This is a genomic window from Acidisphaera sp. L21 (assembly GCF_009765685.1).
In the GTDB taxonomy this organism is placed as follows: Bacteria; Pseudomonadota; Alphaproteobacteria; order Acetobacterales; family Acetobacteraceae; genus LMUY01.
Genome location: NZ_LMUY01000122.1, coordinates 1 through 2,950, shown reverse-complemented (window position 1 = coordinate 2,950; position 2,950 = coordinate 1). Strand labels below are relative to the sequence as shown.

Below are 2,950 nucleotides of genomic sequence, written 5' to 3'. Positions count from 1 at the left end.
GGGTTCAATCGGAATCAGGCAACGAATTGCACAACGACCGAGCGTCTGTCGAATTGAATCCGACGAGTGCAAGGGCCGATGAACAGATCCTCGGCAACAAGGTTCTCATTTTAGGGTTTCGGGGTGCCGTTGGGAAGTTATCTTGCCGCATGCTACGCCCGCCGTAATCTTTCGCCTTGATCGACCGGGTAGTCTGGAAGAAGACCGACGGCAGCGAGGCCGCTCCGACCACAACTGTGAGTTTTCGTTGAAGACCGGACTGGGACGATTTCCGATAAAGGGGTCCTCCTCAATCTGCGTGCAAGTAGCAACTTGGCATTCCGAAGGCGCCCTCATTGATTACTCATGAAAAACATGACGAGGTGGGCACCCGGCCCCTGTATCGAGGTGTCGGAAGCCAAAATCCTTAACCATGTCGTCCGTATTCGCGACGATGCGCGCGTTGGCGATGCGTTTCCGTGGCATCCTGCGTGGAAATGACACGGCAAAACTCGATGCTTGGCTACACGATGCCGAACGATCCGGACTTTATTGCCTCCGGCGCTTCACTCGATCATTGCGTCACGACCTCGCGGCAGTTCGGAATGCAATCACCGAGACATGGAGCAATGGCCAAACGGAGGGTCAAATCAATCGCTTGAAGACACTGAAGCGGGCCATGTACGGCAGCGCTGGGGTCGAATTGCTCCGCGCGCGCATGCTCCCCCTCCGTGCATTCGAATAGCACGCAGATTGAGGAGGACCCCTTTAGCGGAAACTGACAGATGATCAGGATCCTGGTTCTCCGCGACCGGTCGTTCGCCGGGCTGGTGAGTGCAATGATGGTCGAAAGCGACGGAAAGCCGGTGGCGAAGGTCCGTGGTGGCGGTCGGGCGACGTTCGAGATCCCTCGCGGCGACCATATGATGACCGTCCGAAGAAATTTGCTACGGTCGCGTCCCGTCGAGATCGCCGCCGACGGCGGTGACAACCACGCTTCAACTGCCGGTGTCGGCGCTATGGGGAGTCGGTGTACGCATGGCTCCGCGAGGCGGGCTTCGAACATTGGCGTTTTTGACGGGGTTGGGCGGTTTTTTGTCGCCATACATGGGTCGCGAGGCCTTCGAGGGCGTTACAAACGTGTGAGGTGTCCGGACGGTCGGGGCCAGTGAGTCGGAGGTCGGAGACCATAGGCATGGCCCATAAGCCCAAGCGCCAACAGAAACTCGGACAGCAGTTCGCCGCCCTGCCGATGAAGGAGGAGGATGGCGAAACGCTCGTCCTCCTCGTCACCAGCCGGGACACCGGAAGATGGGTTCTCCCCAAAGGCTGGGCCGAAAAGCGTTTGAGCGGCGGGCAACTGGCGGCCAAGGAGGCTTTCGAGGAGGCGGGCATCGAAGGCGAGGTGATCGGCGGCTCCGTCGGCTCTTACACCTATGCCAAGGGCCTGCCCGGCGGTAAATCCCGGGAATGCCTGGTCGAGGTCTTCCCGATGCGGGTGACCCGGCTGCTGGATAAATGGCCGGAAGCCAAGCAGCGGCGGCGGGAGTGGTTCACGTTTGGGCAGGCTGCGCTGCTGGTCGAGGAGGCCGAACTGGTGAGCATGCTCCTCCAGCTAGGGGCGCCGGTCTCGGAATTGCCGCCCGGCGCGATCGAGAGCGACATCCAACGAGGAGGTGGGTAGGCACCCATGTTCATTCGGTTCTTCCGCTCCCTGATGCCGCGCGACGAGCGGTTCATCGAACGCTTCTCCGAGCATTCGCGCCTGATCGTCCCCGCCGCCGTCTCTTTCCGCGCCCTGATGTCAGGCGACGGCCAAGCCGAGGTGCACGCCGCGGAGATAGCGCGCCTGGAGGAAGAAGCCGACAAGATCACCCGGGAGACTGTCCTCGCAATCCATCGCACCTTCGTCACCCCATTTGACCGCTCCCAGATCCTGGAACTCATCACGGCCTTGGACGACACCATCGACCTGATGAAGGACACCGGACGTCGGGTCATCCGCTATGGCGTCGGCTTCACGCCGGAAATGCAGGGAATGGCCGATTGCGCCGTGCGGGCGACGACGGCATTGCGGGACGCCATGCCCTTGCTAGGATCCATCGACAAGAGCGCAGACAACCTCAGCGCCATGTCGGTCGAAGTCCGCCGCATCGAGAGCGAAGCCGACGACCTGCTGGACCGCGGCCTCAAGGCGCTGTTCGCCAGCGGCGAGTCACCGGGCACGAAGCTGACCATTGAGAAAGTCTACGACCTGGTGGAGGCCGTGGTCGACCGCTGCGAGGACGTGGTGGACGTCATCGACGGCATCGTCGTCGAGCAGGTCTAAGCACCGTGGCGGGTGCGCAGGCGAGTACTTTCATGCTCGTGTTTCTTATCGGCGTGGCGCTGCTGTTCGACTTCCTCAACGGCCTGCACGACAGCGCGAATTCCATCGCAACCGTCGTCGCGACTCGCGTGCTCCGGCCACTCACCGCCGTGCTCTGGGCCGCATTCTTCAACTTCATCGCCTTCACCGTCTTCGGCCTGCACGTGGCGGCGACGATGGGCAGTGGGGTGGTGGACTCCAACATCGTCGACCCGGCCGTCATCTTCGGCGCCCTATCCGGCGCCATCTCATGGAACGTGCTGACCTGGTGGTTGGGCATCCCCTCCAGCAGCAGCCACGCGTTGGTCGGCGGCTTGGTCGGCGCGGCGATGGCCAAGGCCGGGCCGGGCGCCGTGTTGTGGGGTGGCCTGGGGACGATCGGCTCGGCCATCGTCCTATCGCCGCTGATCGGCCTTCTGCTGGCGATGCTGCTGGTGTTGGCCGTGTCGTGGCTTGCGGTTAGGTCTACGCCCTTCACGGTCGACCGCCGTTTTCGCGTGCTCCAGTTCGTGTCCTCGTCGTTGTTGAGCCTGGCACACGGCGGCAACGACGCGCAAAAAACCATGGGCATCATCACCGTGCTGCTCTACTCGCAGCACATGC

At 62.2% G+C, this 2,950-nt stretch carries 3 protein-coding genes and 1 pseudogene; all 4 read left to right on the top strand.

What is annotated here, in order from left to right:
• Positions 1 to 415: 415 nt before the first annotated feature.
• Positions 416 to 724: pseudogene (locus GSQ76_RS23190) on the top strand (transposase); the annotation flags it as partial.
• A gap of 450 nt (positions 725 to 1,174) precedes the next feature.
• Positions 1,175 to 1,663, top strand: coding sequence for an NUDIX hydrolase (locus GSQ76_RS23185; protein ID WP_158746486.1), 489 nt, complete (start codon positions 1,175 to 1,177; stop codon positions 1,661 to 1,663).
• A 33-nt stretch (positions 1,664 to 1,696) separates the two neighbouring features.
• Entirely contained in the window at positions 1,697 to 2,308 is a 612-nt protein-coding gene (locus GSQ76_RS23180) for a DUF47 domain-containing protein (protein ID WP_158746485.1), read from the top strand.
• A 32-nt stretch (positions 2,309 to 2,340) separates the two neighbouring features.
• On the top strand, positions 2,341 to 2,950 hold a 610-nt coding region (locus tag GSQ76_RS23175), incomplete at its 3' end, for an inorganic phosphate transporter (RefSeq protein WP_174247389.1).

Excerpts from the sequence above, each read along its gene's own strand:
- GSQ76_RS23180 (WP_158746485.1), top strand. The coding sequence starts at position 1,697 with ATGCCGCGCGACGAGCGGTTCATCGAACGCTTCTCCGAGCATTCGCGC.
- GSQ76_RS23185 (WP_158746486.1), top strand. The coding sequence starts at position 1,175 with ATGGCCCATAAGCCCAAGCGCCAACAGAAACTCGGACAGCAGTTCGCC.